This window comes from Nocardioides dilutus (genome assembly GCF_054779555.1).
The window spans coordinates 1,381,501-1,394,276 of sequence record NZ_BAAGYA010000001.1 but is presented as its reverse complement, the minus strand read 5'-3'; the positions used below and the strand labels follow the sequence as shown (position 1 = coordinate 1,394,276).

Below are 12,776 nucleotides of genomic sequence, written 5' to 3'. Positions count from 1 at the left end.
GATCGTCCAGGGGGACCCGGGGTCGTGTCCCGGGTCACCCTGGTGCGCGTCGACTCGGGGACCAGCCTGACGACCACCGTGACGAGGCCGACGGCCAAGCCCGGTGAGGGGTCGGCTTCGGTCCGCTGACGTCGGTTCGACCGCCCCACTCGCTGCGGTCGGCGGGTGGGGCGGTCGGCCACTCGGCCTGGCGTGTCCTGCGGCCCGGGCTGTGCCTAGGCTGGAGCCCGTGCCCCACGACCTGGTGATCGTCGCCAACCGGCTGCCGGTCGACCGGGTGACCAACGCCGACGGGTCCACCGGGTGGACGAGGTCGCCGGGCGGTCTGGTCAGTGCCATCGAGCCGGTCCTGCGCGGCTACGACGGCGTCTGGATGGGCTGGCCCGGCGGGACCGAGCAGCACCTCGAGCCGTTCGAGGACGACGGGCTCGCCCTCGTCCCGATGTCGATGACCGCCGAGGACGTCGAGGGGCACTACGAGGGCTTCTCCAACGGCACGCTCTGGCCGCTCTACCACGACCTCGTGGCCAAGCCGGCGTTCCACCGGGAGTGGTGGGAGAGCTACGTCAAGGTCAACGAGCGCTTCGCCGCCGCGGCCGCGGAGGAGGCGGCGGAGAACGCCACCGTGTGGGTCCACGACTACCAGCTCCAGCTGGTCCCACGGATGCTGCGCGAGCTGCGGCCCGACCTGCGGATCGGCTTCTACCTGCACATCCCCTTTCCGCCCGCCGAGCTGTTCCAGCAGCTCCCGTGGCGGCGGCAGATCCTGGAGGGCCTCCTCGGCGCCGACCTGGTCGGGTTCCAGATGCCCGGCGGCGCCCAGAACTTCGTGCGCCTGGTGCGGCAGCGCGTCGGCCACAAGACGCACCGCGACCTGGTCTACCTCCCGGACGGGCGCACCGTCCGCGCGGCGGCGTTCCCGATCTCCATCGACGCGGCGGGCTTCGAGGCACTGGCCACGAGCCCGGAGGTGGTCGCCCGGGCCGAGGAGATCCGCACCGCGCTCGGCAACCCGCGCCGGGTGTTCCTCGGCTGCGACCGGCTCGACTACACCAAGGGGATCTACGCGCGGCTGCGGGCGTTCAGCGAGCTCATCGAGGACGGCCACTTCGACGTCGAGGACGCGGTCTTCGTGCAGGTCGCCGTGCCGTCGCGCGAGCAGGTCGAGCAGTACCAGCGTCTCCGCGACGAGACCGAGCGGCTGGTCGGCCGGATCAACGGCGAGCACGGCCGCATCGGCCGGCCTGCCGTGCACTACCTGCACACCTCTTTGTCCCGCGAGGAGATGGCCGCGTTCTACCGCGTCGCCGACGTGATGGTGGTGACGCCCTACCGCGACGGCATGAACCTGGTCGCCAAGGAGTACGTCGCCTGCCGGGTCGACGACGACGGCGCGCTGGTGCTCTCGGAGTTCGCCGGCGCCGCCGACGAGCTGCGGCAGGCATGGCTGGTCAACCCCTACGACATCAACGGCATGAAAGCGGCGCTGGTCGCGGCCTACGAGGCCGACGAGCACGAGATCACCCGCCGGATGAAGGCGATGCGCAAGCAGGTCACCCAGCACGACGTGACCGCCTGGGCCGAGAGCTTCATGAGCGCGCTCGCCGACCAGCGCGACAGCCACCACGACAAGACCGTCCGGCCGGCCCGGCGCTCGTAGCGCGGACCGGCCTACGCCGTCGGCGGCCGTTCGGGCTCGCGGACCCGCTCGCCCATCAGGTCGACGAGCGCCTTCTGGTGTCGCTCGCCGAGCTGGCCCCAGCCGGGCTCGTAGCCGTAGACCTCGCGCAGCCCGCGGGAGGTCTCGATGCCGTGCGCGATGTCGATGTCGTCGGGCGTGACGAGGCCCGGGTGGACGACCCCGATCGCCTCGGAGACCTTGAGCAGGTCGCGGCGCAGGGACGCGACGTAGTTGTGGACCCGCACCGACTTCAGCTCCGGGGCGAGGCCGCGCTGGAGCCAGGGGTTCTGGGTGGCGACCCCGGTCGGGCAGTGGTCGTTGTGGCAACGCTGGGCCTGGATGCACCCCAGCGCGAACATCGCCTCGCGGCCGACGTTGACCGAGTCGACGCCCATCGCGAACGCGACCATCGCGGTCTCGGGCAGGCCCAGCTTGCCGGCGCCGATGAAGAAGACGTCGTCGACGAGGCCCGCCTGGGCGAAGCGGCGGTAGACCTCGGCGAAGCCGAGCCGGAACGGGTAGGCGACGGAGTCCGCGAACACCAGGGGCGCGGCGCCGGTCCCACCCTCGCCGCCGTCGACGTTGACGAAGTCGAGGCCCCGCCCGCCCTTGCTCATCTCGGCGACCAGGTGGTCCCAGAAGTCCAGGTTGCCGACCGCCGACTTGATGCCCACCGGCAGCCCCGTCGCGTCGGCGACGGTCTCGACGAAGTCGAGCATCGAGTCGACGTCGTCGAAGACCTGGTGCCGGCTCGGCGAGGCGCAGTCCTTGCCCGCCGGGATGCCCCGGATCTCGGCGATCTCCGCGGTGACCTTGGCGCCGGGCAGCATCCCTCCCAGGCCCGGCTTGGCACCCTGCGACAGCTTGATCTCGATCGCCCTCACGGGAGCGGAGGCGACCAGGTCCGTCAGGCGCGCCAGGTCGAACCTCCCGTGCTCGTCGCGACAGCCGAAGTAGGACGTCCCGATCTGGAACACGAGGTCGCCGCCGTTGCGGTGGTAGGGCGAGAGGCCACCCTCGCCGGTGTTGTGCCAGCACCCTGCCAGGGCCGCACCCTTGTTGAGGGCCTCGATCGCGACGGCCGACAGCGAGCCGAAGCTCATCCCCGAGATGTTGACCACCGAGGCAGGTCGGAACGCCAGGCGCCGGCCGCGGGCCTCCCCCATCACCTTGGCTGCCGGGAGCGGCACCCCCTCGTCGCCGTGCCTGGCCGTCGCGGCACCGGGCCCGGCGAAGGTGCGGTGCTTGATGACCGGCCACGCCTCGGCGTTCTCCAGGTTGTTGTCGGTGCCGAAACCGAAGTAGGAGTTCTCCAGCTTGGACGAGGCGTAGACCCAGCGTCGCTGGTCGCGGCTGAACGGGCGTTCCTCGTCGTTGGACGTCACGATGTACTGCCGCAGCTCGGGGCCGAACCGCTCGAGCTGGAACCGCAGGTGCCCGATGATCGGGAAGTTGCGCAGGATCGCGTGCTTGCGCTGGACGAGGTCGTGGGTGGCCACAGCGCCGAGCGCCACCGCCCCCATTGCGGCGAGCCGGGGCATCCTCATGCCTGGTAGGAAACCCGAGACGGGTGCCGGTGTCGAGGCGGACCTCGACGTGTCCGCATAGGCTCCGCCCATGGACCTGATCCCCAAGCCCGACCAGGTCGTCGCCGCCGCCGGCAACGTGGCACACAAGGTGCTCTACGGCGGGCTCGCCGACCTGCGTCCGATGCCACGCACCCTGATCGACGAGGGCGAGCTGCGCGAGGTCTACCACTACCGTCCTCTGGCCGGGGTCCGCGACCACGGTGACCCGGTGCTGATGGTGACGCCGCTGGCCGCCCCGGCGATCTGCTACGACCTGCGGCGCGGCTGCTCGCTCGTCGAGCACTTCGTGGCGGCCGGCCGCCCGACCTACCTCGTGGAGTACGGCGAGGTGTCGTTCCGCAACCGCGGACTGGGGATGGAGCACTGGGTCGACGAGGTCCTCCCCGAGGCCATCGCCGCGGCGTCGGCGCACGCCGGCGGGCGGCCGGTCCACGTCATCGGCTGGAGCCTCGGCGGGATCTTCAGCATGCTCACCGCGGCCGACCGCCCGGACCTCCCGGTCGCGTCCCTGACGGTTGTCGGCTCGCCGCTCGACGTCAGCCTGGTGCCACTGGTGGCGCCGCTGCGCCCGCTGCTCAACCTCACCGAGGGGCGCGGGGCGATCACCCGTGCCTACCGGGTGATGGGTGGTGCGCCCAAGCCGCTGGTGAGATGGGCGTTCCAGCTGTCGTCGTTCCAAAAGCTCGTCACCAAGCCGATCGCGCTGGCCACCCACCTCGACGACGCCGACTTCCTGGCCCAGGTCGAGGCCGTCGACCGGTTCACCGACAACATGATCGCCTACCCGGGCCGGACCTTCGGCCAGCTCTACCACCGGTTCGTGAAGGGCAACGCGCTGCGGACGGGCGAGATCGAGCTGGGTGCCCGGTCGATCCGGATCGCCGACATCAAGGTGCCGGTCCTGGTGTTCGCGGGCGCGACCGACGGCATCGCCCCCGTCGCCGCGGTCAAGGCGGTCGTGCCGCTGCTGACCGGATCGCCCGAGGTCCGCTTCGAGATCGTCCCGGGTGGACACCTCGGAATGCTCACCGGCCGGGCCGCGCGTGGCACGACCTGGAAGGCGATGGACGAATGGATCTCCCGGTGGTCGACGCCTGACGCGAAGCCCGCCGCGGAGCCCGGCGCGAAGCCGCGGAAGTCCGCCGCCAAGAAGGCTCCGGCGAAGAGGACGACCACCAAGAAGACCGCAGCCAAGAAGGCGCCCACCAAGGGGACCCCGGCGAAGCCGGCCGCCGAGCCCACCACGAGCATCGGCCTCAACCCCACCCGCCGCTACGGCTCCGCCGGATCGAGGAGCCTGGCCCGCTAGCCTGCGGCAGTGAGTGCGCTGCCGCGGTCGGTCCGGTTCGGCTACGGGTCGGGCTCGGTCGCGACCGGCGCGTTCGGCACGGTGCCGGGGCTCATGCTGCTGCCCTACCTGACCGACAGCCTCGGCATCGCGGCGCTGGCGGCAGGGTTCATCGTCTTCCTGCCCAAGGCCTGGGACGTGATCCTCAACCCGATCGCGGGCCGGATCAGCGACCGCACCCACGACCCGCGCGGGCCGCGGCGCCCGTGGCTGCTGCGCGCCGGGCTCGGTCTCGCGGCGGCGTTCGCACTGCTCTTCGCGGCCCCGGAGATGGGGTCGAAGGCGGTCGAGGCGACCTGGGTCCTGGTGTGCTTCCTGGCCTGCGCGACGGCGTACGCGTTCTTCCAGGTGCCCTACGTCTCGATGCCGGCGGAGATGACGACGTCGTACGACGAGCGCACCAGGCTGATGACCTGGCGGGTGGCGATCCTCGCGTTCACGATCATGCTCGCAGGAGCGACCGCACCCCTGATCCGTGACGCCGTCGGGGGCCGGGCCGGCTACCGGGTGATGGGCGTGGCGATGGCCGCGCTCATCGCGGTCGGCGTCGTGAGCGCCTACCGCGGCACCCGGGCCGCGCCCGTCGGCTCGGTGCAGCCGGGAGCGGGCTCGCTGCGCGACCAGCTGCGGATCGTCGCCGCCGCCCGGGACTTCCGGCTGCTGCTGACCACGTTCGTCGTGCAGGCGCTCGCCACCGGCTGCATGCTCGCCGGCGTCGACTACCTGGCCAGCGACGTCCTCGGCCAGAAGGGGGCGACGACCATCCTGTTCGTCTGCTTCGTCGCTCCTGCGCTCGTGCTCACGCCGGCGTGGTCGGCCTACGGTGCCCGCTTCGGGAAGAAGAACGGCTATCTGGTGTCCTCGGGGATCCTCGCGACCGGAGCGCTGCTCGTCGTGTCGGCGCGGACCGCGCCGAGCGTCGTGGTCTTCCTGGCGACGGCGCTGGTGGGCGTCGGCTACGCCGGCGCGCAGGTGTTCCCGATGGCGATGCTCCCCGACGCGGCCGCGGTCGACGCGAGGCGCACCGGCACCGGACGGGTAGGCGTCTACACCGGCGTGTGGACCGCGGGCGAGACCCTCGGGCTGGCGCTGGGGCCCGGGCTGTTCGCGGTGGTGCTCGCGATCGGCGGCTACCGCTCCAGCACGGACGGTGAGGTCGCCCAGCCCGACAGCGCACTCACCGCGATCACCCTCGGCTTCTCGGTGCTCCCGGCGGCCCTGATCCTGCTGAGCCTGGTCTGGCTCGTCCGCTACTCGCTGACGGCGGTCGACGTCGACGAACCGGAGGTGGCCATCCCGTGAGCGATGCCCTCGAGCGGCTGCACACGCTGCAGGCCGGCGACCTGCCGGTGCACGGCGGCCGGACCCTCGCCTACGTCTACGACTCCGGGCTGCCCGACATCGACCGGATCGGCCGCGAGGCGGTGGCCGCCGCGGCCGCCACCAACGGGCTGGACCCCACCGCGTTCCCCAGCCTGCTGCGGATGGAGAACGACCTGGTCGGCTTCGGGCTGCGGCTGCTCGACGCCCCCGACACCGGCGTCGGGACTGTCACCTCGGGCGGCACCGAGTCGGTCCTCCTCGCCGTCCAGACCGCACGAGACGGCCGGCCGGAGGTCGAGCGGCCGGCGATGGTGGTCCCGTCTACCCGGCACGCCGCCTTCGACAAGGCGGCTCACTACTTCGGCGTGGAGAAGCGGGTCGTCCCGGTCGGCGCCGACTTCCGCGCCGATGTCGCGGCGACGGCGGCCGCGGTGGACGAGCTCGGTGACCGGGTGGTCCTGCTGGTCGCCAGCGCGCCGTCGTACGCACACGGCGTGATCGACCCGGTGCCGGAGATCGCAGCGCTGGCCGCGCGTCGCGGGATCCGCTGCCACGTCGACGCCTGCATCGGCGGCTGGGTCCTGCCCTACGCCGCCAGGCTGGGCCGGCCCGTGGCGCCCTGGACGTTCGCGGTAGACGGCGTCACCTCGATCTCGGTCGACCTGCACAAGTACGGTTACGCACCCAAGGGCACCTCGCTCCTGCTGCACCGCACGCCCGAGCTCCGCCGTCCGCAGTTCTTCGCCTCCGCGGAGTGGCCGGGCTACACGATGCTCAACTCGACGATGCAGTCCACGAAGTCCGGTGGCCCGCTGGCCGGCGCCTGGGCGGTGGTCGAGTCGCTGGGCGACGACGGCTACCTGACGCTGGCCCGGCAGCTGTTCGACGCGGTCGACGCGATCGTGGCCGGGATCGAGGCCGCGCCCGCGCTGTCCTTGGTCGCCCGGCCCGACTCGTCGCTGGTCACCTTCGAGACCGACGGCACCTGCGACGCCTTCACCGTCAGCGACGAGATGCGCGAGCGCGGGTGGTACGTCCAGCCGCAGATGTCCTACGCCGGGCGGGGACCCAACATCCACCTGTCGGTCAGCGCCGGCACCCTCGCCCATGTCGACGACTTCCTCTCCGCGCTCGGCGAGGCGGTGGCCGCCGCACAGCAGACCGGCCCGGTCACCGTCGACCCCGGCATCGCCGCCTACATCGAGTCCTTGGACCCGGCCGCCCTCACCGACGCCGACTTCGACGGTCTGCTCGCCGCGTCCGGCCTGGTCGGCGAGAACTCCGGAGGCGGTCTCGAGCTGCCCAGCCGGATGGCCGAGATCAACGCGATGCTCGACCTGGCCGCCCCCGCCATGCGCGAGGCGCTGTTGGTGGCCTTCCTCGACCGGCTCGCCCGGCCGACGGACTGATGCGCGAGGCAGCCGTCCGCCGGCTCGAGATGCTCGAGCTGCTGCACCGCCGCGGCCTCCAGCTCCTGCGAGGGACGCCGTCGATCGCCCCGAGCGGGCTCTTCTGGCGGCTCACGGTGGGCGCGCCCGGGTGCGAGGACTCGGATCGGTGGACCACCGGCAACGCCGACGACGGGCTGGACGCGGAAGCGCTGGCGGACCGGTTCGTCGCCGAGCACCCCCAGCTCGCCGAGGCCGGACGCGGCGCCGACCCGGCGTACGCCGCCTGGTGGTCCGGCGCGGTCGAACTGGCCAGGAGGGGCTGGCTGCCCTACTTCCACGCCGACTGGCCGACCGACGACTTCGAGGGGGTGCCGTTGTCCGGCCCCGAGGAGGGCCGGCCGGTCCTGCCCTGGCCGCCGGCGGGATAGTCCGTGACGTCTTGGCCCCGGATCCACTGATCTGTGGACCGGAAGGTCACGGACTATCCCCGCGTCGGCGTCGAGGCCATGAACTGCTGGACCGACGCCAGGTCATAGCTGCCGGCGTCGGTGCCGAGGCCCTGGGCGACCTGGGCCGCCGTGGCGCAGCCCAGCTCGGCGGCCGAGCGGAGGTCGCCGCCGAGGGACAAGCCGCGCAGGAAGCCGGCCGAGAACGCGTCGCCGCAGCCGGTCGTGTCCACGACGTCGATCTCGTACGCCGGCACCTCGACGGTCTCGTCGGCGGTGACCACCACGGCGCCGCGCGAGCCGGCCGTGGCCGCGACGCAGCCGGCGCCCGCGTCGACCAGCGCCCGGCAGCCGTCGACGAGCGACGAGGCGCCGGTGAAGCCGAGCACCTGCTCGTCGTTGGGCAGCAGGTAGTCGGCGTGCGGCAGCGCCGCCGCGATCCACGCCAGCATGTCCGGGTCGCCCGGCGCCAGGATGTCGAGCGACGTGGTCGCGCCGATCGAGCGGGCGCGCGCGAGCAGCTCGCCGGCCGCCTCGCCGCCCAGGAACTCCGGACCACCGAGGTGGACGTGCGTGCACCCCGCCAGCCAGGACGGGTCGAGGTCGTCGAGGGTGAAGGCGCCGTTGGCCCCGATGCAGTGCCAGGCCGGCCGGTCGCCGCCCGGGCGCACCGGGAGCACCGACGCCGACGTCTGGTGGTCAGCCTTGGGCACTAGGCCCGAGACATCGACGCCCTCGGCCTCGAGCATCGAGAGCAGCGAGGTGGCGATCGGGTCGGTGCCGACGGCGCCGAAGGACCGCACCTCCGCGCCGAGCCGGGACAGCACCACCGCCGTGCCGCCTGCCGTGCCCGCGGGTGACATCCGGATGGTCTCGACGAGCTGACCGTCGGACCCGTCCGGGATGGACTCGATGCCGATGACATGGGTGTCGAGGACGTGCACCCCGACGGTGGCGATCTTCACTGTGTCTCCTGCGTTGTTTGCCGGGCGGATCTCGGTGGGGCGGGCGAGGCGTAGCGCTCCAGATAGCCCGTCACCAGGGCCATGCCCTCCTCGACGAGCTCGCGGTCACCGTCGTCGTTGTGCTCGAAGGCCAGCTGGAAGATCCGGTCGCCGACCTCGACGGCGAGCAGGGCGCGTGCGGGGGTGAGCGCGGGTCCGGCGAGACCGGCGCCGACGGCGTAGTCCCGCAGGGTGGCCGACACGCGCTGGTTGTGCTCACGCCCGAAGCGGTTGACGGCGAGGTTGGTGCGGCCGCGCAGATAGATCTCCACGAACGACCGGCGGCGGTGGTAGACGCGGACGAACGCCTCCATCGTTGCCCGGACCAGGGTCTCCACCGTCAGCTCGTCCGGACTTAGCTCGCCGAGCGCGGTCAGCACCTCGGCGTCCATCTCGTCCATGTCGCGACCGGCCAGGGCGAGCAGGACGTCGTCCTTGTCCGCGAAATACTGGTAGAGGGAGGCCACGGGCACCCCGGCCCGGCGGGCGATCTCCTGGGTGGACAACGCGGCGACGCCGTCGCGGACGACCACCTCGGCGGCCGCGTCCAAGATCTGCTCGACCCGTCGGCGGCTGCGCTCCTGGCTGGGCACTCGCCGGGTCGCCGTGACCGGACCGGCCGTAACCGATGGAGCCGGCAACGGTTGCGACGTCATACGAGGCAGGCTACCATCAAAACCCGAATGTGAAACAGTTTCAGATATGTTACTGGCAGGAGCGCCGAAATGCACCTTCCCGGACCACTGACCCGCCGGTCGTTGCTGGGCGGCGTCGCCGGCACCAGCCTCGCCGTCGGCACCGGAGCGCTCACCTCCGACGCCGAGGCCTCGGTGCTCGCGGGCACTCGGCAGGGCCCCCTTCCGGCCAAGGTCGACGTCGTCGTGGTGGGCGCCGGCATCTCCGGGCTGGTCGCGGCCCGCAGGATCGCCCGCCGGGGCCACGACGTCCTGGTCGTCGAGGCCCGCAAGCGGGTCGGCGGCCGGGTGCTCAACCACACGCTCAACAAGCAGGGTGACGTCATCGAGTCGGGCGGCGCCTTCATCGGTCCGACCCAGGGCCACATCACCAGGCTCGCCGAGCGGCTGAAGGTGCCGACCTTCCTGGAATACAACACCGGCAACAGCGTCTACATCTCCTCGACGACCGGCCGGATGGAATACAGCGGGACGGTGCCGCCGGACCCGACGATCCTCCCGGACGCCGGGGTCCTGCTCGCCCTCATCGACCAGTACGCCGCCGAGATCGCGGTCGACGCGCCCTGGTCCCACCCCCGCGCCGTCGAGTGGGACTCGATCACCCTCGGCGAGTGGATCCGCTCGACGGCGGTCAACTCCGCCGGGGTGGAGAACCTGATCCGCTGCTGGACCCAGCCCGGCTTCGGTGCCGACCCCAACGAGCTCTCGTTCCTCTTCGTGCTCTGGTATGTCGCCTGCTCGGGCGACGAGCAGAACGTCGGCACCTTCTCGCGCAACTCCGACACCGCGGGCGGGGCCCAGGAGCGCAGGTTTGTCGGCGGGTCCCAGCTGATCCCGCTGCGGCTGGCCAAGAAGCTGGGCGACATCGTCGCCCTCAAGGCGCCGGTCGAGCGGATCGTCCAGCGCGACGGCCACGTCCGCGTGCACACCGGGCGCGGCATGGTGAAGGCCAAGCGGGTCATCGTCGCCGCGCCGCCGCCGATGGTGCTCGACATCGACTGGTTCCCCAGGCTGCCGGTCCGCCGCAAGCAGCTGCTGCGCAGGCTCGACATGGGCCAGCTGATGAAGTGCGACGCCGTCTACGCCACGCCGTTCTGGCGCGACGCCGGTCTCAATGGGTTCGGCATCAACGACGCCGGGGCGGCCCGCGCGGTCTTCGACAACACCCCACCCGACGGCGGCCCGGGCGTCCTGCTGGCCTTCGTGGGCGGGTCGACCTGGCGCACGTACGGCGTCCTGTCGAAGTCCCGGCGGCGCGCCGCCGTGCTGCAGGGCTTCGCCGCCATGTTCGGCGAGCAGGCACTGCACCCGGTCGACTACGTCGAGCACGACTGGACCAAGGAACGCTGGACGGGTGGCGGCCCCACGGCCATCCACGCCCCCGGGTCACTGGTGGAGTTCGGCCCCGCCATCCGCACCCCGCACGGTCGGGTCCACTGGGCCGGCACGGAGACCTCGACCTACTGGTCGGGCTACATGGACGGCGCGGTCCGCGCGGGCGAGCGCGCCGCCGTCGAGGTCCTGGACCGCCTGTGAAGCGCTCACCCCGCCTCCTGCTGACCCTGCTGCTGGCCCTACTGCTGGCCCTGGTGCTGGTCTCGCCGGTCGCCCCGGCGCAGGCCGCCGAGCGGTGGGAGACGACCGTCCTCGCCAAGGTGCCGGCGCCCGGCTTCCCGGCGTACGTCTTCGTCCACCGCAACAAGCGCGTCTACGCCGGCACGTACGTCGACCCCGAGGACCCCGGCACGCCGTCACGGGTCTTCGAGTGGAGCCGCAAGGGCACCCTGCTCCGCTCCTGGGAGGTGCCCGGGCAGCGGCTGGACGAGAGCCACGGCGTCCAGGTCGCCAACCAGACCAGGTCCGGCCGTCTGGTGGTGCTCGAGACCTCGACCTCGACGGTGCGCACGCTCGACACCCGCACCGGGCGGTGGCGCACGGTCGCCCACCTGCCCGGCGCCGTCCCCAACTACGCCACCTGGGGGCCGGGCGGGGTGCTCTTCGTCACCGACTACGGCGCCGGACGGATCTGGAAGGTCGGCCGCCAGGGCCGGGCCAAGGTCTGGTTCACCTCCCCGGCACTGCAGGGAGCCCAGACCTTCGGCACGACGGGCATCGTCTTCCGCAAGCGCGAGCGCGACCTGCTGATCACCCAGCAGACCACCGCCGACGGCGGCGGAGTCACGCCGACCCAGGGCTTCCTCTACCGGCTTCCGATCAAGCGAGGCGGCCGGCCCGGTGAGATCGAGACCCTGTGGACCTCGCAGCCGGGCGACCTGCCCGACGGCTTCGGGATCGGCCGGCGGACCGGACACATCTACGTCGCGATGGCGGGCCTGACCAACCAGATCGTCGAGATCGACGCGAACGGCGCCGAGGTCGACCGGTTCCCCGACCAGCCTCTCACCGGGGACAACGGGTCCCCCATCCCCTTCGACACCCCGTGCAGCGCGACGTTCCTCGGCACCCGCGTGCTGGTCGCCAACCAGTCCGCGGTCCAGGGCGACGCGAGCCACCAGGCGATCCTGGCCGTGGAGGTCGGCGAGCGGGGTCGCCGACCGTTCCTTCCTAGGAGAGCATTCCTGGGTGGCTAGCGCGCTGGCAGGACTCGTCGGCAAGGGCCTGGTCGCCCCCGACTGGGCCGCGGCCCTCGCCCCGGTCGACGACCGGATCGCCCAGATGGGGCAGTTCCTGCGAGCCGAGCTCGCCGCCGGACGCGGCTACCAGCCCGCCGGCGAGCACGTGCTGCGCGCGTTCCAGCGACCGCTGGCCGAGGTGCGGGTCCTGATCGTGGGCCAGGATCCTTATCCGAACCCGCGCCATCCGATCGGTCTCTGCTTCGCGGTGAACCCCGACGTCCGACCGCTCCCGCCGAGCCTCGCCAACATCTATCGCGAGCTCCAGGACGACGTCGGCGTCACCCCGCCGGCGCACGGCGACCTGTCCGCCTGGAGCGAGCGCGGGGTGATGCTGCTCAACAGGGTGCTCACCGTGCGGCCGGGTGCCTCGAACTCGCACAAGGGCAAGGGCTGGGAGGACGTCACCGCGTGCGCGATCGACGCCCTGGCGGCGCGCGGCGGCCCCCTCGTCGCCGTCCTGTGGGGCGCTGACGCCCAGAAGCTGGAGCCCCGGCTCGGCGGCGTACCGGCCGTCACCTCCCCGCACCCGTCGCCGCTGTCCGCCCATCGGGGGTTCTTCGGCAGCAGGCCGTTCAGCAAGGTCAACGCGCTGCTGGCCGAGCAGGGCGCCGACGCGCTCGACTGGTCGCTGCCCACGTGACCCCCAAGCCCTAGCCTCACTAC

General features: G+C 72.3%; 11 protein-coding genes. 8 read left to right on the top strand and 3 right to left on the bottom strand.

Features of this window, described 5'->3' with window-relative positions:
• Nucleotides 1–229: 229 nt before the first annotated feature.
• Nucleotides 230–1,660: an alpha,alpha-trehalose-phosphate synthase (UDP-forming) gene (locus ACYVC6_RS06740; protein ID WP_460712241.1), complete on the top strand. Its 1,431-nt coding sequence runs from the start codon at nt 230–232 to the stop codon at nt 1,658–1,660.
• An 11-nt stretch (nt 1,661–1,671) separates the two neighbouring features.
• On the opposite strand, the gene ACYVC6_RS06735 is transcribed toward ACYVC6_RS06740, so the two are convergent.
• Entirely contained in the window at nt 1,672–3,228 is a 1,557-nt protein-coding gene (locus ACYVC6_RS06735) for an FMN-binding glutamate synthase family protein (RefSeq protein WP_460712239.1), read from the bottom strand.
• A gap of 70 nt (nt 3,229–3,298) precedes the next feature.
• Here ACYVC6_RS06735 and ACYVC6_RS06730 point away from each other — a divergent pair, with 70 nt between their 5' ends.
• The 4 genes from ACYVC6_RS06730 to ACYVC6_RS06715 are packed head-to-tail and all read left to right on the top strand — an operon-like array spanning nt 3,299 to nt 7,760.
• Nucleotides 3,299–4,579: an alpha/beta hydrolase gene (locus ACYVC6_RS06730; protein WP_460712237.1), complete on the top strand. Its 1,281-nt coding sequence runs from the start codon at nt 3,299–3,301 to the stop codon at nt 4,577–4,579.
• A 9-nt stretch (nt 4,580–4,588) separates the two neighbouring features.
• Nucleotides 4,589–5,920 (top strand): MFS transporter, encoded by a 1,332-nt coding sequence (locus ACYVC6_RS06725; RefSeq protein ID WP_460712235.1) that lies wholly within the window; start codon nt 4,589–4,591, stop codon nt 5,918–5,920.
• Nucleotides 5,917–7,350, top strand: coding sequence for a pyridoxal phosphate-dependent decarboxylase family protein (locus ACYVC6_RS06720; RefSeq protein WP_460712233.1), 1,434 nt, complete (start codon nt 5,917–5,919; stop codon nt 7,348–7,350). Before ACYVC6_RS06725 ends, ACYVC6_RS06720 begins: the two co-directional genes overlap by 4 nt.
• Nucleotides 7,350–7,760 carry a hypothetical protein gene (locus ACYVC6_RS06715; protein WP_460712231.1) on the top strand — a complete coding sequence of 137 codons (411 nt, stop codon included), beginning with the start codon at nt 7,350–7,352 and terminating at the stop codon, nt 7,758–7,760. Before ACYVC6_RS06720 ends, ACYVC6_RS06715 begins: the two co-directional genes overlap by 1 nt.
• A 53-nt stretch (nt 7,761–7,813) precedes the next feature.
• Here the strand turns inward: ACYVC6_RS06715 and ACYVC6_RS06710 are convergent, their stop codons facing one another.
• The gene (locus tag ACYVC6_RS06710; RefSeq protein ID WP_460712229.1) at nt 7,814–8,743 is read right to left on the bottom strand and encodes a carbohydrate kinase family protein; all 930 of its coding nucleotides are present in this window, start codon (nt 8,741–8,743) and stop codon (nt 7,814–7,816) included.
• Nucleotides 8,740–9,438 (bottom strand): TetR/AcrR family transcriptional regulator, encoded by a 699-nt coding sequence (locus ACYVC6_RS06705; protein WP_460712227.1) that lies wholly within the window; start codon nt 9,436–9,438, stop codon nt 8,740–8,742. The genes ACYVC6_RS06710 and ACYVC6_RS06705 overlap by 4 nt, the downstream gene beginning before the upstream one ends.
• A 69-nt stretch (nt 9,439–9,507) precedes the next feature.
• Here ACYVC6_RS06705 and ACYVC6_RS06700 point away from each other — a divergent pair, with 69 nt between their 5' ends.
• From ACYVC6_RS06700 to ACYVC6_RS06690, 3 genes are read left to right on the top strand one after another with little or no spacing between them, the layout of a single operon-like run.
• Nucleotides 9,508–11,013, top strand: a complete 1,506-nt coding sequence (locus ACYVC6_RS06700) for a flavin monoamine oxidase family protein (protein WP_460712225.1) — start codon at nt 9,508–9,510, stop codon at nt 11,011–11,013.
• On the top strand, nt 11,010–12,068 hold the full coding sequence (locus ACYVC6_RS06695; RefSeq protein ID WP_460712223.1) for an SMP-30/gluconolactonase/LRE family protein: 1,059 nt from the start codon (nt 11,010–11,012) through the stop codon (nt 12,066–12,068). The genes ACYVC6_RS06700 and ACYVC6_RS06695 overlap by 4 nt, the downstream gene beginning before the upstream one ends.
• On the top strand, nt 12,061–12,753 hold the full coding sequence (locus ACYVC6_RS06690) for a uracil-DNA glycosylase (RefSeq protein ID WP_460712221.1): 693 nt from the start codon (nt 12,061–12,063) through the stop codon (nt 12,751–12,753). The genes ACYVC6_RS06695 and ACYVC6_RS06690 overlap by 8 nt, the downstream gene beginning before the upstream one ends.
• Nucleotides 12,754–12,776: the final 23 nt, after the last annotated feature.

Bases quoted from the DNA above. Each gene is read 5' to 3' on its own strand.
- ACYVC6_RS06700 (WP_460712225.1), top strand. From the start codon at position 9,508: ATGCACCTTCCCGGACCACTGACCCGCCGGTCGTTGCTGGGCGGCGTC.
- ACYVC6_RS06730 (WP_460712237.1), top strand. From the start codon at position 3,299: ATGGACCTGATCCCCAAGCCCGACCAGGTCGTCGCCGCCGCCGGCAAC.
- ACYVC6_RS06705 (WP_460712227.1), bottom strand. From the start codon at position 9,438: ATGACGTCGCAACCGTTGCCGGCTCCATCGGTTACGGCCGGTCCGGTC.
- ACYVC6_RS06735 (WP_460712239.1), bottom strand. From the start codon at position 3,228: ATGAGGATGCCCCGGCTCGCCGCAATGGGGGCGGTGGCGCTCGGCGCT.
- ACYVC6_RS06715 (WP_460712231.1), top strand. From the start codon at position 7,350: ATGCGCGAGGCAGCCGTCCGCCGGCTCGAGATGCTCGAGCTGCTGCAC.